We start from the raw sequence: 25843 nt of genomic DNA on the forward strand, positions 1-25843 counted from the left end.
TATCACTGGTTTTCAAGACGATGTGACAGGGCGGGGCCATGAGCGATACCACAGCAATCGCAGATCTGACAGAAGATGAAGCACGGGAAGAATTGGCCCGGCTCGCCAAGGAATTGCTGCGGGCAAACCAGCTTTATCACACTGAAGATGCTCCAGAAATTTCGGATGCCGACTATGATGCTCTCAAGCGTCGCAATGCCGAGATCGAGGCGCGTTTCCCCGAACTGAAACGCTCCGACAGCCCTACTGAACAAGTGGGCGCACGCGTTTCAGATGGGTTTGCAAAAGTGACCCACGCCGTGCGTATGATGTCACTGGGCAATGCGTTTGATGACACGGATGTTGCCGATTTTGACCGCTCGATCCGCAAATATCTAGGACTGGGAGATGAGGCACCGCTCGCCTATACAGCTGAGCCCAAAATCGACGGCCTGTCATTATCCCTGCGGTATGAGCAGGGTGAACTGATGCAGGCTGCAACACGTGGTGATGGTGAGACCGGTGAAAACGTTACCGCAAATGCGCGTACGCTTTCCGATATTCCACACCGAATTGAGGGTGCACCAGACGTTCTTGAGGTTCGCGGCGAGGTCTACATGTCTCACCATGATTTCGAGGCTTTGAACGCACGTCAGGTCGAAACAGGTGGAAAGACCTTTGCAAATCCGCGCAACGCTGCGGCTGGTTCGCTCCGTCAACTGGATTCCGAAATAACACGATCTCGCCCGCTGAAATTCTTTGCCTACGCCTGGGGTGAGTTGTCTGTACCGCTAGCTGAGACTCAGATGGACGCAATTGATCGCCTCAAAACCTTGGGGTTCCAGGTCAATGCGCTGACAAGGCGTTGCTCAACGACTAATGAGATGTTGGAACATTACCGTCAGATTGAAGCTCAGCGCGCGACCTTGGGCTATGACATTGATGGGGTCGTATACAAGGTCGATGATCTGAGTCTGCAGGCCCGGCTGGGTTTCCGATCTACCACGCCCCGCTGGGCGATTGCGCACAAATTTCCTGCCGAACTGGCTTGGACGCGGCTTGAAGCCATCGACATTCAGGTGGGTCGTACGGGCGCGCTTAGCCCGGTAGCGCGCCTGCATCCGGTAACCGTTGGCGGGGTAGTTGTTTCGAACGCGACCCTACACAATGAAGATTATATTGCAGGGCGGGACGCCAAAGGCGGGGTCATTCGTGAGGGCAAGGATATTCGCGTTGGAGATTGGGTTCAGGTCTATCGGGCCGGGGATGTGATCCCGAAAATCTCGGATGTTGATCTGTCGAAACGACCCGATGATGCGCGGCCCTTCGCTTTCCCGACGAAATGCCCGGAATGTGACAGCGACGCGATCCGGGAAGAGGGGGATGCGGTCCGCCGCTGCACAGGGGGGCTGATATGTCCCGCTCAGGCGGTTGAAAAACTCAAACATTTCGTATCGCGCAAGGCGTTCGATATCGAAGGGCTTGGCGCAAAACAAATCGAGATGTTTTATGGCGATCCTCTTCTGCCAATAAACACACCCGCTGATATATTTACATTGAAAGATCGCGACGCCGAAAACCTGGCCCGATTGAAAAACCGCGACGGCTGGGGCGAGACATCGGCCAGCAACCTGTTTGCAGCGATCGATGACAAGCGAACCATACCGTTTGCCCGTCTGTTGTTCGCTCTGGGGATTCGTCATGTGGGCGAAGTTGGTGCACGAGATTTAGCGTTGTTTTATCGGGAATGGGATGTAATGGCGGCCTCCATTGATACGGCCCGGCCTGCCGCGCTTGCGCAGCGTGCAGCCGATGAAGCGGAAGACGCCGAGAGGATCGCGGCTACTGCAGAAGCGAGGCGTGCGAAAGTTAAAGAAGTTCGGGACGCGGCTTTCGTGCGAATGGATGTTTCGACAGATGCCGCCAGCGCCTGGGCTGATCTGATTGGTATCGATGGAATCGGCGCCACGCTCGGGTTGTCACTATCTGATGCGTTTGCCAATTCGGAGGAACGCCAAGCATTTGATGATCTGCGTAAACATCTGACGGTTGTTCCACCAGAGGCTCCTGCGTCAGACAGTCCGGTCGCAGGAAAAACCGTCGTGTTTACGGGAACGCTTGAAAAGATGACACGCGCCGAGGCCAAGGCCCGCGCCGAAGCGTTGGGAGCCAAAGTGTCCGGCTCAGTCAGCCAGAAAACTGATTTGCTCGTGGCGGGCCCGGGCGCAGGGTCCAAGGCGAAAAAAGCGGCTGATCTGGGCATCGAAACCTTGGATGAAGATAGCTGGCTTCAACTGATTGGCGATCTATGAGCGGCAGGCCTGAACAGCTCTTTCCGCTGTTTGCGGGTCTTGAAACACTAGATGGTGTGGGGCCGAAGACCGCGCAGCTTCTGGGCCAATTGGGGATCGATTCACCGCGCGATGTATTGTTTTCGCTACCCTATGCGGTGATTGACCGGCGGCGACGCGATACGATTCAGGGCGCCGACCTTCCGACGACTCTGACTGTTGAGGTGACGATCGGCGCGCATCGACCACCGCGGAACAAAGGGGGCGCATATCGCATTCATGTTGAAGACAGTCAGGCGGATTTCCAACTGGTGTTTTTTCATGCCCGAGGGGACTATCTGAAGAAGCTGTTGCCGGAGGGCGCACGCCGGGTGGTATCGGGAAAGCTTGAGCTGTTCGATGGCATGGCTCAGATGGTACACCCCGATCATATGGTCGCGCCTGAAAATGCAGGCGAATTGCCCGAGTTTGAGCCGGTTTATCATCTGACGCAGGGTGTAACGCAAAAAACTGCCTATAAAGCTGCTCAAAGCGCGTTGGCGCGAGTACCTGCATTGGCCGAATGGGCCGACCCCGCTCAGGCGGCACAACAGAATTGGCCTGATTGGGCAACTGCTATTCACGCGGCGCATCACCCGCAGGGGGCGGACGACGTAGCACCTTTTTCGCCCGCGCGGGAACGTCTGGCTTACGATGAGCTGCTCGCACATCAACTGACGCTGGCCCTGGCACGACAGCGTGAGCGCAAAGCGCGGGGGATCGTCAGTCTCGGCACCGGTGCTTTGCAATCCAAGGTGCTTGCAAGCCTTCCATATCGACCAACCGGAGCGCAGACACGCGCGATCGAGGAAATCTCGGCAGATATGGCCGCTGAGACCCGGATGAACCGGTTGCTTCAGGGCGATGTGGGGGCAGGAAAAACTCTAGTAGCATTTGTTTCGCTGCTCATAGCCGTTGAAGCTGGCGGGCAGGGGGTAATGATGGCCCCTACCGAAATCCTTGCCCGGCAGCATCTTGAAGGGCTGCGTCCATTGGCAGAAGAAGCCGGAGTTGTACTGGAAATCCTGACCGGGCGCGACAAGGGGGCTGAGCGTCGAGCGAAGCTGGCCGCGCTGAAGCAGGGAGATATTCAGATATTGGTCGGTACCCACGCGGTGTTTCAGGACGATGTTGAATTCAAAGCCCTAAGGCTGGCCATCGTTGATGAGCAGCACCGTTTTGGCGTCCGCCAACGCATGGAGCTGTCCGAAAAGGGCCAACGCGCTGATGTGCTGGTGATGACCGCTACGCCCATCCCGCGCAGTTTGGCGCTTGCGCAGTACGGCGATATGGACGTCTCGGTGCTGGATGAAAAGCCGCCGGGTCGTAAACCGATCAAGACCGCAGTCGTCAGCACGCAACGCATGGACGAAGTTGTGGCCCATCTGCGCGGTGCGATTGATGCAGGCAAACAATGCTATTGGGTGTGCCCATTAGTCGATGAATCCGAGGTCTCGGACCTGACTGCGGCTGAGGAGCGTTTCAAAAGGTTGCGCGCGATCTTGGGGGACGATGTGGTGGGCCTGGTACACGGCCAAATGCCGCCCGCCGATAAAGACGCGGCAATGGCGGCGTTTCAGAGTGGTAAGACCAAAGTCCTTGTCGCTACTACGGTGATCGAGGTTGGGGTGAACGTGCCGAACGCCACGATCATGGTGATTGAGCGGGCAGAGATTTTTGGTCTGGCGCAGTTGCATCAGCTTAGGGGCCGAGTTGGACGTGGTGAAGATGCCTCAACCTGTTTGTTGATGTATCAGACACCGCTTAGCGAGGGTGGTCGCAAACGGCTGGAGGTACTCCGAGAAACTGAAGACGGCTTCCGCATTGCCGAGACCGATCTGCAGATGCGCGGTGCGGGTGACTTGATCGGAACCGCACAATCTGGCCTGCCAAAGTTCCGGATAGCTGATCTTGAAAGGCAAGCTGGGCTGATGGCGGTGGCGCAATCAGATGCGCGCGCTTTGCTGTCCGCAGACCCCAAATTGACCTCGGATCGGGGGCAGGCTGCGCGTGTTCTTCTGTGGCTTATGAAGCAGGATCAGGCGATCCGTTTGATATCAGTGGGTTAGACCGAAAATCCCACTAAGTTCACAAATGTTCTCAAAAAGTTCTTTACCGACTCGTTAAAATATGAGAACAAAAGGTCAACAAAGGATTAAACCTGACCGGAGGTGAGACCATGCTGAGCCAGATCAAAACTGCCTTTACCCGTTCACAATCCACGATTTTGCAGGATGCAGCGGGCGCGGTTTCACTGGTTGTGATGCTGGTGGTTGCCCTTCACCTGCCAACCGGGTTCTGAGCCTTTCTGCCTGCGATCTCGTGCCGATCACACCGCGCTTGTCTCCCCGTCATAGTCAAGGGTGACCTGCCTGTCCCATTTCCCTTGAAGGGGCCTGCCTCGGCCCCGTGCGGTGATCCGGACCCTACATGAGAAACGCATGACTTGCCGCCGCCCTTTCCGCCCGGAAGGTGCGGCGGTTCTTTTTACAGCTGTCCGGTTTTGATGATTTCGATCGTGGCGGATAGAACTGAATTTACGGCGACGGATGCAAGGATCATCCCCATCACGCGGCTGATGATCGCCGCGCCGGAATGCCCGATCAACCGGATGATCGGCTCGGCCAGCAGCATCAGCACAAACGCTATGGCAATAACGACCAACATAACCAGTGCAGTGATGCTCTGATCGGCGACGCTGTATCGGTTGTTGTCCGTTAGAACCACTATCGCCAGCATCGCGCCCGGTGACGCAAGCGAAGGGACGGCCAAAGGGAAAATGGCCGGATTGGTCTTGTGCATTTTGTCGTCCAGGTCTTCTTCGGCCTGGCGCTGCTCGATCACCTGTTTGCTTTCGCCAAAGATCATGGTCAGAGCGAAGAGAAACAGAATAATTCCGCCTGCAACCTGAAACGAGTTAAGGCCGATATCCAAAGCCTCGATCACAAGTTGCCCAAAGATCAGAAAGAACAGCAGAATGCCTGCGCTGACCAACGCGGCCAGTAAAGCAGTTTTACGACGCGCACCCGTCGCGATCCCAGCAGTGACAGCGATAAAGACGGGGATGGTGCCGATCGGGTCGATCACGACCCAGAGCGTCACAAAATGTTCCAGCAAATTGTTCACGTTAGCCCCCCAATCATTGGGGGCACCCTATACGGCTTTGTATGGAAAAGCCAATCAGGCGCAGTTGGCCTGTTCGGCCTGCTCCATCGCCTCGGCGGTCGCGTCAAGCGCCAGCAGGATTGACGCGTGGCGGTTCTTGTAGTCCCGCGCGGGCATCAGAACTTCGAGCCCGTTAAAGGGCGCCTCGGGGGCAGGGCCGTCTTTCTTCAGCATTGCGGAAAGCTGATCACGTGCAGTTTCGACCTGCGCCCGCGTCGCTCCGATCACGGAACTGCCCACGACAGAGGCCGAGGCCTGACCCAGCGCACAGGCTTTTACGTCCTGCCCAAAGTCCGCGATCCGCCCGTCTTCAAGCTTGACGTCAACAGTTACAGTCGATCCACACAAAGGGGCCCGTTTCTTCACCGTCGCATCGGGATTATCCAAGCGATCCAGATGCGGAATATCCGCAGCTAGCGCCAAGATGCGTCCGGAATAGAGCTTGATCAGATCGGTTTCGCCGCTCATGGCTTTCCCTCGTTGTCCATTCCCCATACATAATGGCGGGATTCTGGGATGCAAAAGGTTTTTGCGATGGCTGACGCAGTCTTGTTCGATCCGTCGACACTGAAATTCAACGAGGCGGGTTTGATCCCCGCGATCGCACAGGACGAAGCGACGGGTGAGGTTCTGATGATGGCCTGGATGAATGCCCAATCCATCGAGCACACGTTGGAAACCGGACGGGTTACGTATTGGTCGCGGTCACGACAGGCGTTCTGGATCAAGGGCGAAAGCTCAGGCCACTTGCAGGCCCTGGTGGATCTTCGCGTCGATTGCGACAGGGATTGCCTGCTGGTCGTGGTGAACCAAACGGGGCCAGCCTGTCACACCAATCGGCGAAGTTGTTTCTACACGGCCGTCCGCGGTGGGACCGAAGTCGAGCTCATGAAGCCGATGGAATAGTGGGGCCTCTGATGGTGGTCAGGTCAAATGCCCACCATCTTTCTGATTTCAGCAGGAGATGCTCCTTGTTCGCGATAAAGCGAGATGGCGCGTGCGTCGTCACGTTTCGCGAGGCGTTTGCCATTGTTGTCCCGGATCAGACGGTGATGATGATAAACAGGTGTCGGCAACCCAAGCAGCCCTTGTAAAAGGACATGTATCTGCGTGGCATCGAACAAATCCTCGCCTCGGACCACATGGGAGATGTTCTGATCCGCATCATCAACCACGACGGACAGGTGATACGAACTGCCCATATTGCGCCGAACGAGAATGATATCGCCAACCGCGTTCAGAAGGTTGTGCGCATCAAGCGCATGCGTTCCCGAATACTTCGCACCAGTTTCACAAAATCCACGAAGTTCGGATGCCTTAATAGCCTTGTGCATGTTCAGGCGCAGAACATCCCCAGCTGAAGCATCCGACAAAGGGCGTTCGCGGCACGTGCCTGGATAGATGCGCCCGTCAGGTCCGAACTGGGGTACACCTTCCTGCGGAGCACCGGCCGCAGATTCGATGTCGGCACGATTGCAGCTGCAAGGGTAGGCAAGGCCCATGTTTTTCAGAATTTCCAATGCCTCGCTGTATCGCGGCAGCCTGTCCGACTGGCGCATCACCGGGTGCGGCCAGCGCATTCCAAGCCAGTGCAGGTCGTCGTAGATCTGGGTTTCCCAACGGGACCTGGATCGCGATTGATCAATATCTTCGATCCGCAAAAGAAATGATCCACCCGCAGCCCGTGCCTGATCAAACGCAAGAAGCGCGGAATAGGCATGCCCCAGATGCAGCGGACCTGTTGGAGATGGTGCAAAACGCGTTGTGAATGTCACGTTTTTTCAACAACATAAACGTCAGATTTCATGTCCATACCAGGTAGGTGTGGACCATATTCGCGGAATAACAGCCTTGCGTGCCCCATGTCCAGCCAATCGTTCAGCCGCCCGGTGTAAGTGCGGTCAGCCAAAGTGTGATCGTTGAAAGAAAACGCCAGATATCCGCCACGTGGCAGCGCGTTCATAAGTAGATCAAAGGTTTCAGGCGGCGCTGCACCAACGCCGATGACGCCAATGCATGTTATGGCTGAGTAAGCTTCGGCCTCAATGGGGTTGGGATCAGTAACTTCGAAGTTTATCAAGTTGCGATAAACCCCCTTGGCAGCGGCACCTTCCAGCATCTTTGGTGTTGGATCCATCCCATCGATGACACGAAAACCCGCCTTGCGAAGTGCTAAACCCGACAACCCGGTACCGCATCCGTAGTCCAGCACCGGCACATCAGCATCTGAGACAAAGGATTTCAATGCTGCCGCAACACGGTCCGGGGTGACATATCCGTGCTCACCGACCTCATCATCGTATGAGGCCGCCCATTTCTGGTAGTGATCGTGCGTTTCCTGGGCAGAATTCAGATTGTATGTGTCTTTCAGAAACTTATCGCTCATACCTTACATGTTAGGCGCAGGCTGGGGGCGACGTCCAGTCAACACTGCTTTACCCAATCGCTCCAGACTTCTTTTGCGCGATCGGTATAGGCCTTGTAGCGGTCCTTACGGCCTCGGCGCCCCCCCTTCAGGCCGTCGACCGGACGAAACAGACCGAAATTCACGTTCATCGGCTGGAAGGTCTTGGCTTCGGCGCCGCCCGTGATGTGGTGGATCAATGCGCCCATCGCACTGTCTTGCGGTACGTCGGGAAGTGATCGGCCTAGTATTTCGGCAGCGGCCAAACGGCCTGCCAAAAGGCCCATCGCTGCGCTTTCCACATACCCTTCCACCCCCGTGATTTGCCCCGCAAAACGAATATTTGGCCTAGACTTGAGCCGCATCTGCGCGTCCAGCAAAGTCGGAGAGTTGATGAAAGTGTTGCGGTGAATGCCACCCAATCGCGCAAAGCTGGCATTCTCCAAACCCGGTATCATACGAAATACCTCGGTTTGCGCACCGTATTTCATCTTGGTTTGGAAACCGACGATGTTGAACAACGTGCCCAAGGCATTGTCGCGCCGCAATTGGACGACGGCATAAGGTTTTACGTCCGGTTGATGCGGATTTGTCAGGCCAACAGGTTTCATCGGGCCATGGCGTAAAGTTTCACGACCGCGCTCGGCCATAACCTCGATCGGCAGACAGCCGTCGAAATAACCAGCGGTCTCTCCCTCGTGGAATTCGGTCTTATCTGCAGCCAGCAGCGCATCAATGAAGGCTTCGTGCTGATCACGATCCATCGGACAGTTGAGGTAGGCGGTACGCTCTTCCTCAGTCTCGCCCTTATCGTAGCGTGACTGCATCCAGGCTTTGCTCATATCAATGCTGTCTGCATAGACGATGGGGGCGATCGCGTCGAAAAAGGCCAGCGCCTCGGCACCAGTTTCTGCGCGAATGGCTTCCCCCAATGCGGGCGAGGTCAACGGCCCGGTTGCAAAGATCCACTTTCCGTCTTGGGGTAGACTGGTTACTTCTTCCGCTGAGACCGAGACCCGTGGATGGGCCTTCAGCTTGGCAGTGACGGCTTCGGCAAAAGGATCACGGTCAACCGCAAGCGCGCCACCCGCAGGCAGGCGATGGCTATCTGCGGTCGTCATGATCAACCCGTTTGCCGCGCGCATTTCCCAATGCAGCAAGCCGACTGCGTTCTGTTCATCATCATCCGATCGGAATGAGTTCGAACACACCATCTCGGCCAGATTGCCGGTCTGGTGTGCAAACGTGCCCACATTAGGACGCATTTCGTGGATCACAACATCCACGCCCATTTCCGCTGCCTGCCAGGCGGCCTCGGACCCGGCCATGCCGCCGCCCACGATATGCAATGTCTCTGTCATGTGCTGCCAAATAGGGCAGAGCAGCGCCATGCGCAATGCGCAGTAATCGCTTTAGTTCTGAGGGGAATTCTTGGGGTCGCCGCTGCGGGAATGTCGACGCCGGTGAGAGAAACCAGCTTGGAGGGACCTTCCGCCCACGGCGACCCAAAAGTATGGTCAGGCCTTGGCCTTGACCCAGCTTTGCCACAGTGTCGCCCTTTTGAAAAGTGAAAAAATGCGAACAGTCGGCAAAAATGTATTAAATAATTGCGTTACTGGTGCCAATCAGGCGGGCGCTTTTCGATAAAGGCACTAATTCCTTCCTCAGTATTCCGGTCCATCATATTCTGTGCCATTACCTCGGCGGTATAATCGTATGCCTGATCAGTCCGCATTGTAATCTGTTGATAAAAAGCGGTTTTACCGATTTTCACCGCACTGCTGAGCTTGCCTGCCAACTTCTCGGCCAACGCATTGGTTTCATCTTCCAACAAGTTCTCGGGAACCGTTCGATTGATCAGACCCAGCTCAGCCGCGCGTTCGGCGGTGATAAAATCACCGGTCGTGAGCATTTCAAACGCCTGTTTCCGCGGTATATTCCGGCTGAGAGCCACCATCGGAGTGGAGCAGAACAAGCCGATATTGACACCATTTACGCCGAACCGTGTACCCTCGGCCGCGATTGCCAGGTCACAGGTTGCTACAAGCTGACACCCTGCGGCAGTGGCGATCCCGTGCGCTTGGGCGATCACGGGTTGGGGCAGGGACTGAATGGACATCATCATCTTAGCACATCGGTCGAACAGATCCTGAAAATAGGAAAGCCCACCATCGGGTGCCTGCCGCCCCTGGGTCATCTGTTTCAGATCGTGCCCCGCGCAAAAGGCTTTCCCCGCACCGGAAAGAACAACAACACGAATCGACTTGTCTTCGCGCAGCGCATTGAACTCTGCCTGCAGGGCCGCCAGCATTTCATCGCTGAGGGCGTTCAACCGCTCAGGCGCGTTCATTCGAAGCCGTGCAATCGCACCTGTGTCGTGACGTTCCAGAATTGCCATCTTGCCCTCCCGCTGGCGTTCAGGCCAACTCTAGGCGGGCAGAGCGACGAGGGGAAGCATGTCATTAGCACTGAATAAACAAGAATTGACGGAATACCTGGCGCAGGTGTTTCCACAGGTTCATAACGACTTTGTTGTCGAGGGTCTGACAGAAGCCAACATCACCATGCGCCTGAGGGTCGAAGACCGTCACCTGCGCCCCGGAGGCACAGTATCTGGTCCATCCATGTTCGGGCTGGCCGATGTCAGTGTATATGCAATGGTTTTGGCGCGGAAAGGTCGGCAATCTCTGGCTGTCACGACCAACAGTTCTCTGGATTTCTTGCGCAAGCCGGAAGGCGGGGCGGACCTGATTGCTGAGTGTAAGTTGTTGAAATTAGGTCGAACACTGGCTGTCGGGGATGTGCTGATTTACTCGGAAGGCTCTGACAAACCCGTCGCGCGGGCCAGCATGACCTATTCGCTTCCTCCAGAAGGCTCAGCCGCTGCTGCCTTTGGGTAAAAAAGGCCGGGGATAAACCCCGGCCAGGAAGAGGTCCCTTAGATGGGACTGGGGATAGTCTATTTCATCCAGAAATAGCGGCTGACTTCTGCATCTGCCCGATGGCGGGTCAGCCCGACATCGCGGAGCAGCCTGTCATCCAGCTTACCTAAGTTTACCCGGCTGCGGCGGCGTTGTTCCCATTGTGTGACCGACGCCGCAAACCGCACGGCCAGCGCGGCGATCAGCGGCAGCCGGGGGCTGTCGTTCAGCAGCAAGAGGGCGGGGTTGTGCATTGCGCGTGTCATCTTGGGTATCCTTTCAAATTGTATTGACACAAAGTAAAAATGTTCGGTACACTGCTTTGATACATTCAGCATTGTGTCGAAATCAAAGGAAGAATTGTAATGAATACAATTTGGCCAGAGGCGTTACCGAAGTCCAAAGGTCCAAAATATACTCTGGTCGCTGACACGATCCGAAAAGCGATAGAAAACAAAACGCTGGAGGTTGGAAAGAAACTGCCTCCGGTGCGGGAACTGGCGTATCGATTAAAGATCACACCGGGCACTGTCGCGCGCGCCTATACGATCCTGACCGATGAAGGTTTGCTACAAGCCGAGGTCGGACGTGGTACATTTGTAGCCCCGCCGAGATCGCCCATTCTGGACGATGTCTGGTCGCGGCAGTTACATCTGAGGGACGACAAATATGAATCCAATGTCAGTCTGTTCAGTCCACGCTTGCCAGATGTGGGGCAGGTGACATTAATCCGCGAATGCCTTGAAAAGGTTGCAAAAGGCGATCCGCGGATGTTTATGAACTATCCGACCCGAGATGCCTACCTACCCGTGCGTCAGGTTGTGGCCGACTGGTTGTCAGATCTTCCTCTGGGCTCATTGAATGCAGATGACATTGTACTGACACACGGTGGGCAAAGTGGCATTTGCGTCGTGTTCCAGACCGTTCTGAAAGATCCGAAACCCATCGTGTTGGTTGAGGACCTGTCTTATGCCGGGTTCAGACGGGCAGGTGAGTTGATGCGCGCCGAGGTTGTCGGGGTTAAAATGGACAAATGGGGCATAAGCCCCGATGCGCTGGACCACATCCTCAGGCAAACGAAGGCACAGGCGATCTGCGTCTCACCCGAAGTGCAGAACCCAACGGGCGGGCATTCGCCGTTGGAACGGCGCAAAGAAGTTGTCGAGATTGCGCGAAAGCATGAATTACAGATCATCGAAGACGATTGCTATCGCATGGGCGAGGCCCGCGCGCCCAGCTATCGTGCTTTGGCACCCGAACGGGGATGGCATGTTTCGTCAATTTCGAAAACCCTTACACCAGCGTTGCGGGTCGGCTTCGCCATTGCACCGAAAGAGCAGAGCGTCGATCTGCGGCGTTCTGCAGAATACGGGTATTTCGGGCTCGCCCAGCCTTTGGCTGAGTTGACGCGGTTGCTGTTGGGACATCCAGAGGCGAGGCAACTTGCAAAAAACGTCCGTACCAAGATGGGCGAATATGTACGTGTGGCGGTAAACTCCCTGGGTGGCTTCGATCTAAACTGGGATTCTGAGATTCCCTTCGTCTGGCTTCATCTGCCTTCCGGTTGGCGGTCTGCTGCGTTCAGCCGGGCGGCCGAGCGGGAAGGTATTCAGTTGCGATCGGCCGATGAATTCGCGCTGCGGGATGGTCGCGCGCCAAATGCCGTTCGTATAGCGGTGAATGGGCATGTCTCGCTTGAGAAGTTCGAAGACGCCATGCTGCGTCTGCGCGCATTGCTGGACAACCCACCCGAGCAAATAAGCGTCTAGTACCTATTGCAATGGGGCAGGGTCGCCAAAAAAGCCCGCCAAATGTGCAATCTTGCCATCGGCATCGAGACGAATGAAATCATGCCCGGTAACCATAATGGACCCATCGGGAGCAACCATTTGCCAGGTGAAGTGGACCACATCATGGTGTGAATTCGGCTCACTGGTCAGCTCAACTCGGCCCTTTGTATCACTCAGAACCGCTCCGATATGGGCATTGAGTTGATCTCTGCCGGAAACTTCTGCAGTTGGATCGACGTAACGACCAGTTTGTGCAAAACACTGCTCAAGAAGGCTCAGTCGCCTTTCGGGATCGGTCGACTGCCATGCCGCACCATAGGCAGCGATAACCTGTTCCAATTCTTGCATAGCCACCTCCGACATTGGATGATCTTGGTTGAGTCTAGCTTAACTAAGCTACGCAAAATTGGATATGCCGAAGAAATTTTGGGGTAAAATAATACCTATTTTATAAGTTATTGTTATTGATAGATATATTATACTTTGCCTGTATTGACCTGCATAACTAGTAGGTCTAAACCCCCTCCATCGAATTCGGGCCGCTCCGCCAAGGGGCGGTCTTTCACATCAAACAGGACTATCCTGCCATGAAAACCTTTTCTGCAACACCTGCAGACATCGACAAGAAATGGATCCTGATCGACGCCGAGGGCGTTGTTCTGGGCCGTCTTGCCTCGATCGTCGCCATGCGCCTGCGTGGCAAGCACAAAGCGTCGTTCACACCCAACATGGACATGGGCGACAATGTCATCGTAATCAACGCTGACAAAATCCAGATGACTGGCAAGAAGCGCGAAGAGAACTTCTACTGGCACACTGGCCACCCGGGCGGCATCAAGTCGCGCACCAAGCAGCAGATCCTTGAGGGTGCACACCCCGAGCGCGTCGTGACCCAAGCGGTCAAGCGCATGCTGCCGGGCAACCGTCTGGCGCGTCAGCAGATGACCAACCTGCGCGTTTATGCTGGTGCCGAGCATCCTCATGAGGCGCAAGCGCCCGAAGTTCTAGACGTTAAGTCCATGAACAAGAAAAACACCCGGAGCTAATGACCGATGGCTGATCAGATCAATACTCTCGAAGAGCTGAGCGCCGTCGCAGGCGTTGAAACCGTGGCCGAAGAAGTCATCGTACGTGAGCCCGTACGTGACGAGCTGGGTCGTTCCTACGCCACCGGAAAGCGTAAAGACGCTGTTGCCCGCGTTTGGATCAAGCCGGGTTCCGGCAAGGTCACCGTGAACGGCAAAGACCAGGACAAGTATTTTGCTCGTCCGGTTCTCCAGCTGATCCTGCGCCAGCCGTTCCAGGTTGCTGGTGTGGAAGGTGAGTTCGACGTTGTTGCAACCGTCAAAGGTGGTGGCCTGACCGGTCAGGCCGGTGCGGTCAAGCACGGCATCTCGAAAGCGCTGCAACTGTACGATCCCAACCTGCGTGGCGCTCTGAAAGCCGCAGGCTTCCTGACCCGCGACAGCCGCGTTGTGGAACGTAAGAAATACGGTAAGCGCAAAGCGCGTCGTTCGTTCCAGTTCTCGAAGCGTTAATCGCTACGGATACCGAATTGGAAAGGGCTCGCAACTGCGAGCCCTTTTTCCTTGGTCGGTTTATTCTTCGTAAACCAGTTTCCACGCACCATTTTCGACGACGCTGACAAATACAGAGTCAGCACCCTGATGGTCATCGGGCCCATATGTGATCTGGTTGCCGACCAACTCATCCATGTAATCCAGAGATTCCATCGCGGCAATGAAGCTATCATGCGTCAGATCAGGACCTGCAGCTTCAAGTGCTTTGACCATCATCTCGGCCGCTGAATAGCCCAGCATTGAAAATCCGACCGGGTCTTCGCCCGTAGCCTCTTTGTATTCAGCAATAAATGCTGCCGGGGCGGGCTCTTCGGCGCGCGCCCAGAGATCCAGCCACGAGGCCGCCGCATAGAAACCGTCGGTCACACCACCGGGCACCTGTGCGACCACGGTTAGGAAGCTGGCCGAGGTGCCGAGAAACTTCATGTCGGTCAGGCCCATTTTCTTGGCCGTTCCAACAACAGTGATTGCCTGACGCACGCCGAGCGCCATCGTGACGATGTCACAACCTTCTTCTTTAAGCTTGCTCAAGGACCCCACGAAATCCGTCTCGTCCGGTTTGTGGGTGGTCTCAGCGCCGAAAGTGATGCCAGCCTCTTCGGCTCCCGCTTTGCTGCCTTCCAGAATTTCCTCACCGAAATCAGTAGGCAGGTACATGGTGCAAACGGTTTGCGATCCAAATTCACCGTTCAGATACTTCACCCCAATCCGAGCTTGATCGTAATAGGTCGAGAACGAGGTGAACTTGTTCTTCATCGGCTCTTGCAGCATTTGCCGCGCGGCGGTCAGAGGGGCGACGTTGGGAATACCTTTCGGGTCCAGCAGCTTGAACCCAGCAACATTCATCGGCGTACCCAGCGACTGCAACATCGCGAAAACCTTGTCGCGGTTCAGCAGCTTGTTATAGCCCTGCATCGCGCGTGGCATCTGATAGCCGTTATCCTCGACGACAAAGCGGATCTTGCGGCCATGCACGCCACCCTCGGCGTTGACGCGATCAAAGACCACATTTGCGCCTTTGGTGGCCGGAACGCCCACGGCAGCGAAGATGCCGCTGAGGTCGTTGACTGAGCCAATGACGATCTCGTCATCTGTCACGCCTTGTGTTTGCGCCCAGCTGATCGTGGCGGATGCAGTCAATGCCGTCGCTGCGGCAAGGCCCTTAAATAAGTGTTTCATACTTCTCCTCCCTGTTGGGTCGCCCCTTAACTAATTGTACATATCTTCAATGAGATGTGCGTGTTTCTTTTCCACCAGACCACGTTTGAGTTTCATCGTCGCAGTCAGCTCCTCATCTTCGGCAGTGAGCAACACGTCGATCAGCCGGAAATCCTTGATCTGTTCGACCCGCGCAAAGTCCTTATTAACCGCTGCGATTTCCTCGCCGATCAGCTCCGTCACTTCGGAAGCAGCACAAAGGGAAGAAAAGTTCGAAAAGGGGATCTTGCGCTCTTGTGCGAATTTCTCGACATTTTCCTGATCGATCATGATTAGCGCCGTTAGATACTTGCGCCGATCCCCGATGATCACCGCGTCCGAGATATACTGGCTGAACTTCAACCCGCTCTCGATCTCTGCGGGCGTGACGTTCTTACCGCCCGCAGTGATGATGATGTCCTTGAGGCGCCCTGTGATGGTGACAAAACCTTCCTCGTCGATATGCCCCATATCCCCAGTGCGCAGCCAGCCGTCGCAGGTGAAGCTTTCGGCTGTTTTGGCATTGTTGCGCCAGTAGCCCTGAAAGACGTTGAGGCCTTTGACCTGAATTTCTCCGTCATCCGAGATGCGCAGGTCGTTGCCAGGAACAGGTTTCCCAATGGTGCCGATCTTGTTGGCCTCAAGCGTGTTCAGCGCTGCTATGCCGGCGGTTTCAGTCATACCGAAGCCCTCGACAATGGGCACGCCAATTGCCCAATACCACCTGAGCAAATCGGGAGAGATCGGCGCTGCACCAGAGCCGCCTCGGCGGAGACGATCTAAGCCCAGCATCCGGCGCAGGTTGCGCAGAACAAGCCGATCCCAAAGCCAGAACTGCATAGCGATCGGTGCTGGAACAGGTTTGCCTGCAAGGATAAATTCGGCGCGCGCCATTCCAGACTTGAGCGCCTGTGCAAAGGCGAAGCGTCCTGTGGGCGTTGCTTCCTTCGCCATGAACATGACCTGAGAGTAGATCTTCTCCCACACGCGCGGGACGGCAGTGAAGGTGGCGGGAGAGACCTCTTGCAGGTTGGAGAACACTGTCTCGGGGCTTTCAGCGAAATTCACAGTAGTCTTCATCGCAAGCGGGTAGTAGATCGACACGTCGCGTTCGAGGATATGACAGAGCGGCAGAAAGCATAGCTGTTCGTCGGTTGATTGGGAGGGCAGGGAATGCGCCCCTGCCTCTATCGCGGCCATGATGTTCTCATGGCTCAGCATGGCGCCTTTGGGATTACCGGTGGTACCTGACGTATATATGAGCAGGGCGGTGTCTTGTGACGTGGTTTCAGCGATTTCTGCTTCGAATGCGCCGGGTTCATCGACCTCAGCCTGCTGCCCCAGAGCATACAAGTCCTCGATCATCATGCAACGCGGATGATCCAGGTCGTGCAGGCCTTCATCCTCAAGGATAATGACCTTGAGCAGATCGGACAGATCCGCCTCGACTTCGAGGAACTTGTCCAACTGCTCTTCATCTTCAACGATCAGAAACCGGCTGCCACTGTCATTGATCAGGTATTTTAACTGGCTGGCCGAATCTGTGGTGTAGACGCCCGAAGCAATCCCTCCGACACACTGGATGCCCATGTCGAACCACGCCCATTCCTTGCGGTCTTCGGACAGGATCGAGACAACCTCGCCACGTTGCAGACCCAGCTTGCGCAGGGCCAGCCCGATCCATTTGGCGTGTTGCCAGTAGTCGGCCCATGAGTAGGATTTCCAGATGCCGAAGTCCTTCTCGCGATGCGCCGTACGCTGTCCCAGTTCGGCACAGCGTTTCTGGAATAGCTCGCATATCGTGACACAGCCATCGACTCGCAGGGGTCTCTGACCTGGCGTAGCGTTGAACTGCACACCGTTGATTCTGGTCTGAGGGGGCAGGGGGCTTGCGTCCATCCAGCTCACCTCCATGTCTTCTTGCGTTTCCAGCGGCGGTTTTCTCGCGCGCCTTCTTCCTGAACGCCCAGATAGAAATTCTGAATGTCCTCGGATTGCAGCAAGGTTTCAGCCGCACCATCCATAACGATCCGTCCGATCTCCATTACATAGCCATGATGGGCGAGTTCCAGTGCCGCATTGGCGTTCTGCTCGACCAGCATCATTGTCATGCTCTGTTCGTCATTAAGGCGTTTGAGAATGCCAAAAATCTCTTGCACCAGCAGCGGCGATAGGCCCAGCGAAGGCTCATCCAACAGCATGATACGCGGGTTAGCCATCAGGCCGCGCCCAATCGCCAGCATCTGCTGTTGCCCGCCGGACAGAGTGCCAGCCTCCTGATTGCGGCGGTCTTTCAACACAGGAAAGTAGGAAAACACCAGATCGCGGTCATGATCGATCTGTCCTTTATCCGACAGGGTATAAGCCCCAAGATTCAGATTCTCGTCGACGGTCAAAAGTGGAAAGACCTCGCGTCCCTCGGGCACATGGACGATGCCTTTTTGCACGACCTTGTGAGGTTCCGATCCCTGTATCTGCTGACCGTCAAATGTGATTGAACCTTTTTCGGGATCCATCACGCCTGAGATTGTTTTCATCAGCGTTGTCTTGCCCGCGCCATTTGCGCCCAGGATTGAAACGACCTGCCCTCGATGCACGTCCAATGACACGCCACGAATGGCCATGATCGGGCCATAAAAACTTTCAACATTGCGAATGCTAAGGATCGGTTGGTTCATGAAGCTTTGCCCAAATAGGCCTCTACCACAGCAGGATGAGATTGAACTTCGGTTGGGGTTCCAAGGGCAAGCTTCGCTCCGTCGGCCATGGCAAGAACCCGGTCGGACACGCCCGAGACCAGACCCATATCGTGCTCTACCATAAGCACGGTAATGCCCATCTGACGCCGGATGTCATCGATCCACCAACGCATATCTGTGGTCTCTTCCACCGATAGGCCCGAGGCGGGTTCATCGAACAGCAGGAGTTTTGGATCGGTGGCCAACGCTCGGGCGACTTCGACCACCTTACGCACGCCATAGGGGAGGCCCGAGATCATCTTGTCACGAAAGGCCTGGAGGTCGAGGAAGTCGATGATCTCTTCAACCTTTTCTCGGTTCTCGATCTCCTGCCTGCGAGCTGAGGGCGAGAACAGAATTTCCGAGATCAGATTGGTTTTGCGGTGCCGGTGGCGCCCGACCAGAAGGTTCTGCAAAACGGTCGCATGTTCGAACAGTTCAATGTTCTGGAATGTCCGCGCGACGCCATAGGCCGCGACACCCGAGGGCTTGATACGCAGCAGATCATGCCCGTCAAAGTGGATCGCCCCTGCATAAGGATCATAGAAGCGCGAAATCAGGTTGAAGACCGTTGATTTGCCGGCGCCGTTGGGACCGACGATGGCGAACACCTCACCTTCTTGCACGTTGAAGGACAGATCATCCACAGCAGTCAGACCGCCGAATTTCAGGGTAACGTTTTCAAACTCCAGCAAGCTCATCTCAGACGCTCCGTCTTGAGATAGGACTTTTGTCTTTTGAACATGTCCTTGCGGTAGAAGGGGAACAGTTCGAACCACGTCCGGATTTTTAGCCATCGACCATACAAACCCAACGGTTCGAACAGGATGAAGGCGATCAGGATCATGCCAAAGATGCCGAATTCGAGCCCCGGAATGGCGACCGTATTGCCACCAAACAAGGCTGCTGCGTATTCCTTTGAAATCGACAGAAACTGCGGCAGGAAACCGATCACAATTGCGCCCAAAAACGCGCCATGGATTGAGCCCAGACCTCCGATAACGATCATCATCAGCAATTGGATGGAAATTACGACACTGAAGGTCTCGTTATTGAACGCCCCAGAGAACATACCCATCAATGCGCCTGCTAGTCCGGTGACCGCGCAGGAGAGGGCGAAAGAGATCGTCTTGGTGCGCGCGATATCCACACCCATCGCCTGCGCTGAGACCTCAGAGTCTCGTACGGCGATGAAGCTACGGCCTAAGGGCGCGCGCAATAGGTTGATATAGCCCAGTGTCACGACAACGGCGACGGCCAGCACCAGCCAGAAGAACGGGGCCGGGGTGGCCCAACGATCGACCAGATGTCCGAAGATTTCGACACCACCCAGATATTTACCCGCGACACCTCCGGTGACGGGTTCGGCCAGAACGATGATGTCGTCCATGAGCACAGACAGAGCAAGGGTGAAGATCGCAAGATAGATGCCATGCAGGCGCAGGGCAGGGATGGCGACGGTTGCTCCGACGATGCCGGTCAACAGGCCCGCCAACGGGAACGCCAGCAGAAAGGGCACCCCAGCCTCAATCAGGATGACATTGGCATAGCACCCAACGGCCAGAAAGGCGGCATGGCCAAGGCTGGCCTGCCCGGTATGGCCGGTTAGGATCATCAAGCCCAAACCCGCGATGGCCCAGATCAGAACATTGGTCAGTTCGCCAAGATAAAAGTCATCCAACCACCACGGCGCAGCGGTTACGACCGCCAACAGGATCAGATAGAGGCTGAGCTGATAGCCATCCTTCCAAGGGCGAATGTCCTGCATATAGTTTGTTTTGAAAACAATCCGCATGCGATCAGACCTTCTTGACCCGCACCTGGCTGAACAGCCCATGCGGTCGAAAGATCAGAACTGCCAGCAACAGCGCATAAGGCGCGATCTGACTGTACCCGGCTGCAATATAGCGGCTGGCAAAGGGCTCAATCACGCCGACGATTAGCCCGCCGGCCAATGCGCCGGGCAGGCTGCCAAACCCGCCGATCACAGCTGCTGCAAATGCCTTGATCCCCAGAAGCCCAGTTGTGGGATCGACCGAGCCTTTGGCCGCGAACAAAATTCCGGCAATCCCGGCGACAACTCCGGCCAATGCCCAGATTAAGCCCTGAACCCGCTTAACCGGTATCCCCATGTAATATGCCGCCAACTGGTTTTGAGACGCACCTTGCATGGCAAGCCCCAGCTTGGTCTTGCTGAAGAACACATAAAGACCCCAGGTCAGTAGGACGGTGACAACAATCACGGCCACGTCCTCCATCCCCAGCACAAGACCACCGAACCGGATCTCCTTACCAGCCAATGGGTTCTGCAGCGTTTGCGGCTCGTGCCCCCAGATCAGACCAGCTGCAAACCTGATCACAAAGCCCAAGGCGATGGTTAGGATCACCACGGCAGTCTGACTTTCGCCAAAGACGCGGCGGATGATCAGCCGATCGATCAGATACCCAAGTGCGCCCATAATCCCCAGTGAAATCGGTAGCGCCAGCCAGAAAGGCAGCCCCATATATTCCGTATTCGTAAGGCCAATAGTGACAAACGCACCCAGCATCATGAAATCGCCCTGCGCAAAATTCACTGCCTCGGTGGCTTTGTAAATCAGTACAAAGCCAAGGGCGATCAGGCCGTAGACACAGCCGTTCGCCAGCCCGCTGATCAGCAGCTGCGCGTTATCCAATCTCACCCTCCCTAAGCCGGTTAAGTCCGGCGCTTTGTTCTACTATGGAGTGATTATCACCTTCCCGTCACTCTTTTTCAGAGCATCCGCCAGATTTGGCAGCACTTCTCGTAGCGAAAGCCGTGCGGAAACATCTGTGCGCCAGCGCCCATCTGCAAATCGCGCCTGCACTTCGCTGACAACTCGCATTTGATCAGCCGGGGGGGTGTCCATCATCCAGCGGGTCAGCCAGAAACCCTCGATCCGTTTGCTCATGAAGATCAACTGGCCCATCTGAGTCAACTTCGGCATTTCCGTACTGAGTTTCCCATAGCAAACCCACCGCGCGCCATTGGGCATCGCGCAGAACACCTGCTCTGACAGTTGGTCGGCAACCGCGTCGAGAAAAACAAGAGGTTTCAGATCTGCACTGATCGTGGCAAACCGCGTCGGCGCATCCGTATCGCTGGTCACGACCACCTCTGCCGCACCCAGGCCTTTTAACATCTCGACCGTTTCGGCGCGCCGCACCAGAGCGATCGGTTTCAACCCAAGATCCCGTCCAAGGCTGCACATCAACTTACCAAGCTGGCTGGTGGCGGCAGAGACCACAAAAGCCTCGCCCTCAGCCCGTGCGATATCCACCATCGCCATTGCGGTTAGCGGGTTTACGATCTGCGCCGCCCCGTCTTCATCCGAGATTTCGGGGCGCAAGGGGATACACATCTGGGCCTGCGTCACAACATACTCGGCCCAGGCACCAGAGCCTGCTGCCACAAAGGCCACGCGCTGATCCAGCAGGGCGTCAGCCCCGGTACCGGTGGCAACAACATCTCCGCACCCCTCGAACCCTGCTGCGGCGCCTTTGACCCGCGGCTGACCATATTCTCCTTTGATAAAATGGATATCTGAAGGATTCACCGAGGCAGTGCGCACTTTGATCAACACTTGTCCCGCCTTTGGGACAGGTACAGGCAATTCAGCCTCCGCTAACCAGTCCGAGGCATTCTCCAGCGTCGGTCCCGTGGCTGTGCCGGAATATCCGTCCTGCGTCTGAACAACGGCAAACATGGTGTCGGGCAGGGTGGTCATCGTTCGATCCTTCTTTGATGCGAGTTCAGCACGAGGCCTTCATCGTCACAATGTAACACACTGACAAAAGGTTTTATTTTTTCAAAGCAATCTCAAGAAAGCAATCAAACACGGTGAGCTATGTCAATTGGGTAATGCCGTAATGTGACGCAAATTAAGTCGCATCCCGACCGGGTGAACCAGCCCTATTGGGGCTGGTTCTGGAATTGATCACTGCTGCGTCATCAGATTGCGCAGATCCTGTATCTTCGCGACAACCAGCTCAGGCGACGCTTTGATCTCGTCGAGGATCTTCATAACCTGTGTTTTGATGTCCTGAGACAAGGCGCTTTCCTGAACTGACGTGACGATTGCGTCATAGTCGAAATTCTGCGCGGTCAGCATGCCGTCCTGAACCCACGAGTTGAACAGTTCCTGTCCCTGACCGGCAAGCGCTGCGACCTGATCGCCAGCTGCTGAGGCTGCATCATTGGCCTGCTCGGTCAAAGATGTAGCAGCGTCGCTGGCCTGTTCCGATACCGAAGATGCAGCTTCCGAGGCCTGATCAGCAATCGAGGACGCAGCCTCGGATGCTTGTTCAGTCGCCGCCTCAACGGCATCAGCAGCGCCCTCTTGTATTGCCGAGGCTGCTTCACCAACCGCCTCTGAGGCATCTTCAGCCGCCGATTGCAACTGCTCGGCAGGGGTTGGTTCAGGTTTTGTGGCGAAATAGTAAGCGCCTCCGCCGATAACGGCGATGGCTACGATAAGTAAAAGACGCGACATTGGATGTCTCCTTCAAATGATGTGTCGCTCAGATGGGGTTAAGGTACGTTAAAGCAAAGGGGAAAACACGTGAGTTTGCAGCATATTGCGGGTTTGAGCCACACTGCGCTGATTGACACTGCAGGCAGTGGCAACATCATGCCATCCATTGCAGGAATCGCAACACAAGCAAAGAAACAGCCTTGAAGGATGAGTTGATTTATGGCGGAGAGACAGGGATTCGAACCCTGGGTGGGCTTGCACCCACAACGGTTTTCGAGACCGCCCCGTTCGACCACTCCGGCACCTCTCCGCGGGGGTCTGTGAGGGGGGGATTTAGTGGTGAACGGGCAGGGGTGCAAGCAGAAAATTCCGGATTTTGACGATAGTGGGATTTTCCATTGCCAGAGGTAAGAAAACACCTAGGCTGATATGTATGACTTACTTTATACGCCAGTTCGCAATCAGCCTCATCCTTCCAATTTTCTCGCTTGGTGTCATGGCCTCGCCATCTCAGGCCGCCAGTCAGGATCAGATTGAGGCGTTTCTGACCACGACAGGGTTTGACGTTGCCTTGGAAAGCATAGCGCAGGCCTCTGCTTCGGCCCCGCAGATGCTGGGTATCGACCCTGACGGCTTCGGATCGGATTGGGCGCGTCTGACCGAAGAGGTGTTTGATACCGCTTTGATGCACGAAACGGCCGTCTCTATCCTTGAACAGACGCTTAGCGAAGAGGCGCTGGTCCACGCGGTCTCGTTTTATGCCTCGGAGTTGGGGCAAAGACTGGTCGTTGCTGAAAACGCCGCTCATATGGATGACGATGATGATGCCAAACAACTGGCCGGGCAGGAAATCGTCTCGAAGTTGATAAAAGAAGGCTCATCGCGCGTTGAAAGCCTGAAGCGCATGAACCGTGCGGTGGACGCCAGCGGAACCTCGCTGCGCGCGCTGCAAGAGATTCAGGTGCGGTTTTTACTGGCCGCAAGTGCGTCTGGCATTATCGACATGCAACTGAGCGGAGATGAACTGCGCGCGATGATCCAACGCAATGAAGGTGAGTTGCGTCGATCTCTGCAACTGTCAGCTTTGGCAGGGGCGGCTTACACCTACCAGGATTTCTCGGATGAGGATGTCGACGCCTATGTTGACGCTCTGGAACAGCCTCTGATGCAGGAGGTCTATGAGCTGTTGAATGCGATCCAATATGAAATCATGGCGATGCGGTTTGAAGTATTAGCCGCCCGCATGGCCGAATTGCGCCCGGCGCAGGATATCTGATGCGAGTTTTAGCTACGGCACTCTGTTTGACGATCTGGGCGCTGCCTCTGGCCGCAAGCGAGCGTGCTGAAAGACTGATGCAGGCGATGCATATTTTGGATTTTATGAAAATTCTTAGTGAAGAAGGCGTGGCGCAAGGGCATGCAATCAACGAGTCGATGCTGGGCAGCTCAGGAGGAGCCTATTTTTTGGCGCAAGTTGAGGATTTGTACGATCCGAGCACGATGCACCAACAACTTTCGCTGTCGGTTGGCGAGATGATGTCCGATGCGCAGCTAGAACAAGCTTCGATCTTTTTTGAAAGCGAACTGGGGCAAAGCATCGTTTCTCTGGAAAACTCGGCGCGCCGGGCCATTGCAGATGACGCGATCGAAGAGATGGCACGCAGCGCTTACGAACAGGCTGATCGCGAGGGCATGTTTTTTCGTCTTGTAGATGAATATGTGCAGGTCAACGACCTGATCGAGAAAAATGTGCAAGGCACCATCAGCGCTGATTATAGTTTTTACCAAGGACTTGCCTCTGGGCAAAGCGCCCTGTTTGACGATGCATCCGTGTTGCAGGAACTGCTATCTCAGCATGAGAACACCAGGGCTGAGACAACTGAATGGATGTACTCGTTCCTTTTATTGGCCTATCAGCCGTTGAACGAGTCTCAGATGCGAGAGAACATCGCCTTTTCCCGCACCGATGCGGGTCGGGCCTTGAATTCCGCCTTGTTCATGGGTTTTGATGAGATGCTAAACGGCATCTCTTACCAGCTTGGGCAATCCGTCGCGCAAGCCATGAAAGCGTCGGATCTCTGAGCCACAGATTTTCGGATCTCAAAGCTGCGGATTTTTGGTTGACTTTCTTCATGAATGCTTCGATAAGCGCGCATCCCGGTCGGCTTTCCGCGCCGGGTATCGTTATTCTTTGACCTGATGGCATGCGCCAAAGGTCATTCACACAGCCCGAAAAGGGCGCGCTGTTCGAGGTGGCGAAAGCCAGTAACACCCAATCGGGGACCACAGAACGCGGTTAGACAAAGGAAAGACGCATGTTTGCGGTCCTCAAGACTGGCGGCAAGCAGTACAAGGTTCATGCGGGCGATGTGCTCCGTGTTGAAAAGCTGGCTGCCGACGCAGGTGAAAAAGTTCAATTCAACGATGTTCTGATGCTGGGCGGCGACGCACCGGTTGTTGGTGCACCTTTCGTTGAAGGCGCAGGTGTACAGGCCGAAGTGATCGAACAGATCAAAGGTGACAAGGTCATCAAGTTCGTCAAGCGCCGTCGTAAGCACAGCTCGAAGCGTACTGTTGGTCACCGTCAGAAACTGACTCTGGTCAAAATCACCGACATCCTGTCGTCAGGCGCTGACAAGTCGGGCATCAAAGCTGCAACCGGTTCGGCACCGGCTGGCGAAGCTGCTCCGGTGGCAAAAAAGCCTGCCAAGAAAGCTGAAGCCAAAGCAGAGGCACCCGCCGCAGCTGCTGCCGCTGACGATCTGACTGCTCTTAATGGTGTCGGCCCTGCCGCTGCCAAAAAGCTGGTTGAAGCCGGTATCGAAAGCTTTGCCGCTCTGGCCGCCTTGTCGGACGAGCAGATTGCTGCTATCGACACCATCAAAGTGAAACCCGAATGGGTTGAGCAAGCCAAAGAGCTGGCTCAGGGCTAAGGAGAGAGAGAATGGCACATAAGAAAGCTGGCGGTTCCTCCCGTAACGGTCGCGACTCAGCTGGTCGTCGCCTTGGCGTAAAACTGTATGGTGGCCAGGCCGCCATCGCAGGCAACATCATCGTGCGTCAGCGCGGCACCAAGTTCTGGCCGGGCGAAGGCGTAGGCATGGGCAAAGACCATACCATCTTTGCAACTGTCGATGGCGCCGTGAAGTTCCATAAGGGACTTAAAAACCGCACCTTTATTTCGGTCCTGCCAGTGGCGGAGGCCGCAGAGTAAGCCGAAACCCAGAAGGTTTAAGAAAAATTCAT

At 55.6% G+C, this 25843-nt stretch carries 27 protein-coding genes, 1 tRNA gene and 1 pseudogene; 12 read left to right on the forward strand and 17 right to left on the reverse strand.

What is annotated here, in order from left to right; genetic code table 11:
- The first annotated feature begins 38 nt into the window (after positions 1 to 38).
- From ligA to ACR0BT_RS02235, 3 genes are all read left to right on the forward strand, one after another.
- On the forward strand, positions 39 to 2291 hold the full coding sequence (ligA, locus tag ACR0BT_RS02225; protein WP_480762448.1) for an NAD-dependent DNA ligase LigA: 2253 nt from the start codon (positions 39 to 41) through the stop codon (positions 2289 to 2291).
- Positions 2288 to 4378 carry an ATP-dependent DNA helicase RecG gene (gene recG, locus ACR0BT_RS02230; RefSeq protein ID WP_480762449.1) on the forward strand — a complete coding sequence of 697 codons (2091 nt, stop codon included), beginning with the start codon at positions 2288 to 2290 and terminating at the stop codon, positions 4376 to 4378. Before ligA ends, recG begins: the two co-directional genes overlap by 4 nt.
- 110 nt (positions 4379 to 4488) lie before the next feature.
- A complete protein-coding gene (locus ACR0BT_RS02235; protein ID WP_255612104.1) occupies positions 4489 to 4611 on the forward strand; it encodes a hypothetical protein in 123 nt (40 codons plus the stop codon).
- Positions 4612 to 4796: 185 nt separating this feature from the next.
- Here ACR0BT_RS02235 and ACR0BT_RS02240 read toward each other — a convergent pair whose 3' ends face one another.
- Together ACR0BT_RS02240 and ACR0BT_RS02245 are read right to left on the reverse strand one after the other, a co-directional pair.
- On the reverse strand, positions 4797 to 5435 hold the full coding sequence (locus ACR0BT_RS02240) for a MarC family protein (protein ID WP_170393121.1): 639 nt from the start codon (positions 5433 to 5435) through the stop codon (positions 4797 to 4799).
- Positions 5436 to 5489: 54 nt separating this feature from the next.
- Complete coding sequence (locus ACR0BT_RS02245) at positions 5490 to 5942, reverse strand: iron-sulfur cluster assembly scaffold protein (protein WP_480762451.1); 453 nt, start codon at positions 5940 to 5942, stop codon at positions 5490 to 5492.
- Between the two features lie 48 nt (positions 5943 to 5990).
- Here ACR0BT_RS02245 and hisI point away from each other — a divergent pair, with 48 nt between their 5' ends.
- Positions 5991 to 6380 carry a phosphoribosyl-AMP cyclohydrolase gene (gene hisI, locus ACR0BT_RS02250; RefSeq protein ID WP_170625928.1) on the forward strand — a complete coding sequence of 130 codons (390 nt, stop codon included), beginning with the start codon at positions 5991 to 5993 and terminating at the stop codon, positions 6378 to 6380.
- 23 nt (positions 6381 to 6403) lie between these two features.
- Here hisI and gluQRS read toward each other — a convergent pair whose 3' ends face one another.
- The 4 genes and pseudogenes from gluQRS to ACR0BT_RS02270 form a co-directional block, all read right to left on the reverse strand.
- A complete protein-coding gene (gene gluQRS / locus ACR0BT_RS02255; protein WP_480762452.1) occupies positions 6404 to 7249 on the reverse strand; it encodes a tRNA glutamyl-Q(34) synthetase GluQRS in 846 nt (281 codons plus the stop codon).
- Positions 7246 to 7860: a class I SAM-dependent methyltransferase gene (locus ACR0BT_RS02260; RefSeq protein WP_170595665.1), complete on the reverse strand. Its 615-nt coding sequence runs from the start codon at positions 7858 to 7860 to the stop codon at positions 7246 to 7248. Before ACR0BT_RS02260 ends, gluQRS begins: the two co-directional genes overlap by 4 nt.
- Positions 7861 to 7898: 38 nt before the next feature.
- On the reverse strand, positions 7899 to 9239 hold the full coding sequence (trmFO, locus tag ACR0BT_RS02265; protein WP_170405674.1) for a methylenetetrahydrofolate--tRNA-(uracil(54)-C(5))-methyltransferase (FADH(2)-oxidizing) TrmFO: 1341 nt from the start codon (positions 9237 to 9239) through the stop codon (positions 7899 to 7901).
- Between the two features lie 251 nt (positions 9240 to 9490).
- Positions 9491 to 10285, reverse strand: a pseudogene (locus ACR0BT_RS02270) (enoyl-CoA hydratase); the annotation flags it as partial.
- A 49-nt stretch (positions 10286 to 10334) separates the two neighbouring features.
- Between ACR0BT_RS02270 and ACR0BT_RS02275 the strand changes: the two are divergent.
- Positions 10335 to 10778 (forward strand): PaaI family thioesterase, encoded by a 444-nt coding sequence (locus ACR0BT_RS02275; RefSeq protein WP_170625924.1) that lies wholly within the window; start codon positions 10335 to 10337, stop codon positions 10776 to 10778.
- 59 nt (positions 10779 to 10837) lie between these two features.
- On the opposite strand, the gene ACR0BT_RS02280 is transcribed toward ACR0BT_RS02275, so the two are convergent.
- Positions 10838 to 11065, reverse strand: a complete 228-nt coding sequence (locus ACR0BT_RS02280) for a YjiS-like domain-containing protein (RefSeq protein WP_170393113.1) — start codon at positions 11063 to 11065, stop codon at positions 10838 to 10840.
- Positions 11066 to 11164: 99 nt separating this feature from the next.
- Here ACR0BT_RS02280 and ACR0BT_RS02285 point away from each other — a divergent pair, with 99 nt between their 5' ends.
- Positions 11165 to 12568 (forward strand): aminotransferase-like domain-containing protein, encoded by a 1404-nt coding sequence (locus ACR0BT_RS02285; protein WP_480762454.1) that lies wholly within the window; start codon positions 11165 to 11167, stop codon positions 12566 to 12568.
- Between the two features lie 3 nt (positions 12569 to 12571).
- Here ACR0BT_RS02285 and ACR0BT_RS02290 read toward each other — a convergent pair whose 3' ends face one another.
- Entirely contained in the window at positions 12572 to 12937 is a 366-nt protein-coding gene (locus tag ACR0BT_RS02290; RefSeq protein ID WP_480762455.1) for a nuclear transport factor 2 family protein, read from the reverse strand.
- Positions 12938 to 13176: 239 nt separating this feature from the next.
- Between ACR0BT_RS02290 and rplM the strand changes: the two genes are divergently transcribed.
- Positions 13177 to 13635 carry a 50S ribosomal protein L13 gene (gene rplM, locus ACR0BT_RS02295; protein WP_039536983.1) on the forward strand — a complete coding sequence of 153 codons (459 nt, stop codon included), beginning with the start codon at positions 13177 to 13179 and terminating at the stop codon, positions 13633 to 13635.
- 6 nt (positions 13636 to 13641) lie between these two features.
- Positions 13642 to 14127, forward strand: coding sequence for a 30S ribosomal protein S9 (rpsI, locus tag ACR0BT_RS02300; protein WP_010440030.1), 486 nt, complete (start codon positions 13642 to 13644; stop codon positions 14125 to 14127).
- A 60-nt stretch (positions 14128 to 14187) separates the two neighbouring features.
- Here the strand turns inward: rpsI and ACR0BT_RS02305 are convergent, their stop codons facing one another.
- The 9 genes from ACR0BT_RS02305 to ACR0BT_RS02345 all read right to left on the reverse strand — a co-directional run bounded on the left by ACR0BT_RS02305 (position 14188) and on the right by ACR0BT_RS02345 (position 22907).
- Complete coding sequence (locus ACR0BT_RS02305) at positions 14188 to 15348, reverse strand: ABC transporter substrate-binding protein (protein WP_170393109.1); 1161 nt, start codon at positions 15346 to 15348, stop codon at positions 14188 to 14190.
- A 30-nt stretch (positions 15349 to 15378) separates the two neighbouring features.
- Positions 15379 to 17265 carry an AMP-dependent synthetase/ligase gene (locus ACR0BT_RS02310; RefSeq protein ID WP_480762456.1) on the reverse strand — a complete coding sequence of 629 codons (1887 nt, stop codon included), beginning with the start codon at positions 17263 to 17265 and terminating at the stop codon, positions 15379 to 15381.
- 5 nt (positions 17266 to 17270) lie between these two features.
- The gene (locus ACR0BT_RS02315) at positions 17271 to 18044 is read right to left on the reverse strand and encodes an ABC transporter ATP-binding protein (protein ID WP_170405694.1); all 774 of its coding nucleotides are present in this window, start codon (positions 18042 to 18044) and stop codon (positions 17271 to 17273) included.
- The gene (locus ACR0BT_RS02320) at positions 18041 to 18805 is read right to left on the reverse strand and encodes an ABC transporter ATP-binding protein (protein WP_480762457.1); all 765 of its coding nucleotides are present in this window, start codon (positions 18803 to 18805) and stop codon (positions 18041 to 18043) included. Before ACR0BT_RS02320 ends, ACR0BT_RS02315 begins: the two co-directional genes overlap by 4 nt.
- Complete coding sequence (locus ACR0BT_RS02325; RefSeq protein ID WP_480762458.1) at positions 18802 to 19899, reverse strand: branched-chain amino acid ABC transporter permease; 1098 nt, start codon at positions 19897 to 19899, stop codon at positions 18802 to 18804. The genes ACR0BT_RS02320 and ACR0BT_RS02325 overlap by 4 nt, the downstream gene beginning before the upstream one ends.
- A 4-nt stretch (positions 19900 to 19903) precedes the next feature.
- A complete protein-coding gene (locus ACR0BT_RS02330) occupies positions 19904 to 20779 on the reverse strand; it encodes a branched-chain amino acid ABC transporter permease (protein WP_170393104.1) in 876 nt (291 codons plus the stop codon).
- Positions 20780 to 20821: 42 nt separating this feature from the next.
- A complete protein-coding gene (locus ACR0BT_RS02335) occupies positions 20822 to 21850 on the reverse strand; it encodes an alcohol dehydrogenase catalytic domain-containing protein (RefSeq protein ID WP_480762459.1) in 1029 nt (342 codons plus the stop codon).
- 210 nt (positions 21851 to 22060) lie between these two features.
- Positions 22061 to 22615 carry a hypothetical protein gene (locus ACR0BT_RS02340; RefSeq protein ID WP_170393102.1) on the reverse strand — a complete coding sequence of 185 codons (555 nt, stop codon included), beginning with the start codon at positions 22613 to 22615 and terminating at the stop codon, positions 22061 to 22063.
- 202 nt (positions 22616 to 22817) lie between these two features.
- Positions 22818 to 22907 (reverse strand) — tRNA-Ser (locus tag ACR0BT_RS02345).
- Positions 22908 to 23030: 123 nt separating this feature from the next.
- On the opposite strand from ACR0BT_RS02345, the gene ACR0BT_RS02350 reads away from it, so the two are divergent.
- From ACR0BT_RS02350 to rpmA, 4 genes are all read left to right on the forward strand, one after another.
- Positions 23031 to 23873 (forward strand): DUF2059 domain-containing protein, encoded by an 843-nt coding sequence (locus tag ACR0BT_RS02350; protein ID WP_170421599.1) that lies wholly within the window; start codon positions 23031 to 23033, stop codon positions 23871 to 23873.
- A gap of 77 nt (positions 23874 to 23950) precedes the next feature.
- Positions 23951 to 24679, forward strand: coding sequence for a DUF2059 domain-containing protein (locus ACR0BT_RS02355; RefSeq protein WP_480762460.1), 729 nt, complete (start codon positions 23951 to 23953; stop codon positions 24677 to 24679).
- A 233-nt stretch (positions 24680 to 24912) separates the two neighbouring features.
- A complete protein-coding gene (locus tag ACR0BT_RS02360; RefSeq protein ID WP_170405742.1) occupies positions 24913 to 25530 on the forward strand; it encodes a 50S ribosomal protein L21 in 618 nt (205 codons plus the stop codon).
- Between the two features lie 11 nt (positions 25531 to 25541).
- Positions 25542 to 25811, forward strand: coding sequence for a 50S ribosomal protein L27 (gene rpmA, locus ACR0BT_RS02365; protein ID WP_010440093.1), 270 nt, complete (start codon positions 25542 to 25544; stop codon positions 25809 to 25811).
- Positions 25812 to 25843 lie beyond the last annotated feature (32 nt).

This window comes from Ruegeria sp. CJ6, assembly GCF_056536665.1.

Bases quoted from the DNA above. Each gene is read 5' to 3' on its own strand.
- rplM (WP_039536983.1), top strand. From the start codon at position 13,177: ATGAAAACCTTTTCTGCAACACCTGCAGACATCGACAAGAAATGGATC.
- ACR0BT_RS02260 (WP_170595665.1), bottom strand. From the start codon at position 7,860: ATGAGCGATAAGTTTCTGAAAGACACATACAATCTGAATTCTGCCCAG.
- ACR0BT_RS02340 (WP_170393102.1), bottom strand. From the start codon at position 22,615: ATGTCGCGTCTTTTACTTATCGTAGCCATCGCCGTTATCGGCGGAGGC.
- ACR0BT_RS02310 (WP_480762456.1), bottom strand. From the start codon at position 17,265: ATGGACGCAAGCCCCCTGCCCCCTCAGACCAGAATCAACGGTGTGCAG.
- ACR0BT_RS02245 (WP_480762451.1), bottom strand. From the start codon at position 5,942: ATGAGCGGCGAAACCGATCTGATCAAGCTCTATTCCGGACGCATCTTG.
- ACR0BT_RS02335 (WP_480762459.1), bottom strand. From the start codon at position 21,850: ATGACCACCCTGCCCGACACCATGTTTGCCGTTGTTCAGACGCAGGAC.
- ACR0BT_RS02275 (WP_170625924.1), top strand. From the start codon at position 10,335: ATGTCATTAGCACTGAATAAACAAGAATTGACGGAATACCTGGCGCAG.
- rpmA (WP_010440093.1), top strand. From the start codon at position 25,542: ATGGCACATAAGAAAGCTGGCGGTTCCTCCCGTAACGGTCGCGACTCA.
- rpsI (WP_010440030.1), top strand. From the start codon at position 13,642: ATGGCTGATCAGATCAATACTCTCGAAGAGCTGAGCGCCGTCGCAGGC.
- ACR0BT_RS02325 (WP_480762458.1), bottom strand. From the start codon at position 19,899: ATGCGGATTGTTTTCAAAACAAACTATATGCAGGACATTCGCCCTTGG.
- recG (WP_480762449.1), top strand. From the start codon at position 2,288: ATGAGCGGCAGGCCTGAACAGCTCTTTCCGCTGTTTGCGGGTCTTGAA.
- ACR0BT_RS02280 (WP_170393113.1), bottom strand. From the start codon at position 11,065: ATGACACGCGCAATGCACAACCCCGCCCTCTTGCTGCTGAACGACAGC.
- ACR0BT_RS02355 (WP_480762460.1), top strand. From the start codon at position 23,951: ATGCAGGCGATGCATATTTTGGATTTTATGAAAATTCTTAGTGAAGAA.
- ACR0BT_RS02235 (WP_255612104.1), top strand. From the start codon at position 4,489: ATGCTGAGCCAGATCAAAACTGCCTTTACCCGTTCACAATCCACGATT.
- ACR0BT_RS02285 (WP_480762454.1), top strand. From the start codon at position 11,165: ATGAATACAATTTGGCCAGAGGCGTTACCGAAGTCCAAAGGTCCAAAA.
- ACR0BT_RS02360 (WP_170405742.1), top strand. From the start codon at position 24,913: ATGTTTGCGGTCCTCAAGACTGGCGGCAAGCAGTACAAGGTTCATGCG.
- ACR0BT_RS02350 (WP_170421599.1), top strand. From the start codon at position 23,031: ATGACTTACTTTATACGCCAGTTCGCAATCAGCCTCATCCTTCCAATT.
- ACR0BT_RS02315 (WP_170405694.1), bottom strand. From the start codon at position 18,044: ATGAACCAACCGATCCTTAGCATTCGCAATGTTGAAAGTTTTTATGGC.
- ACR0BT_RS02305 (WP_170393109.1), bottom strand. From the start codon at position 15,348: ATGAAACACTTATTTAAGGGCCTTGCCGCAGCGACGGCATTGACTGCA.
- hisI (WP_170625928.1), top strand. From the start codon at position 5,991: ATGCAAAAGGTTTTTGCGATGGCTGACGCAGTCTTGTTCGATCCGTCG.
- ACR0BT_RS02290 (WP_480762455.1), bottom strand. From the start codon at position 12,937: ATGCAAGAATTGGAACAGGTTATCGCTGCCTATGGTGCGGCATGGCAG.
- trmFO (WP_170405674.1), bottom strand. From the start codon at position 9,239: ATGACAGAGACATTGCATATCGTGGGCGGCGGCATGGCCGGGTCCGAG.
- ACR0BT_RS02320 (WP_480762457.1), bottom strand. From the start codon at position 18,805: ATGAGCTTGCTGGAGTTTGAAAACGTTACCCTGAAATTCGGCGGTCTG.
- ligA (WP_480762448.1), top strand. From the start codon at position 39: ATGAGCGATACCACAGCAATCGCAGATCTGACAGAAGATGAAGCACGG.